Source organism: Salinicola socius (genome assembly GCF_001937195.1).
Classification (GTDB): Bacteria; Pseudomonadota; Gammaproteobacteria; order Pseudomonadales; family Halomonadaceae; genus Salinicola; species Salinicola socius.
Genome location: NZ_MSDO01000130.1, coordinates 1 through 479 on the forward strand (window position 1 = coordinate 1; position 479 = coordinate 479).

The 479-nt window shown below is 54.7% G+C and carries 1 tRNA gene; it reads left to right on the forward strand.

What is annotated here, in order from left to right:
* Positions 1-139 precede the first annotated feature (139 nt).
* Positions 140-226 (forward strand) — tRNA-Leu (locus BTW07_RS19205).
* Positions 227-479: the final 253 nt, after the last annotated feature.

Here is a 479-nt window from a genome sequence, read left to right on the forward strand (position 1 = left end):
CGGAATTGGTAGACGCGCTAGCTTCAGGTGCTAGTGTCCTTACGGACGTGGAGGTTCAAGTCCTCTTCTGGGCACCATCGCTTCTTGCGGTGACGCTTTCGAGAATGAAAATTCAATGAAAGCCACAGGGTCGGATTAAGCCCGGATGGCGGAATTGGTAGACGCGCTAGCTTCAGGTGCTAGTGTCCTTATGGACGTGGAGGTTCAAGTCCTCTCCTGGGCACCATGTGTCATGTACTGCAGAACATTTCGATCGAACAAGCACCGACTGTCTGACACAACGCCGGTTACTGCCCAACGATCTATTCTTCGCAAGATCTCTTTGCGCACGGTTTCTCTTTTTCCGGCGTCATCCTCTTCATCATCCCGATCCCGTATCAGCTCCTGCCATGAGCGCCTCTCCCGGCACCCTTCTCGCCGTTTGCGCGGATAGACTCCTGCCGACCAGCGCCCGCTCGATACGCCAGAGATCACTGATA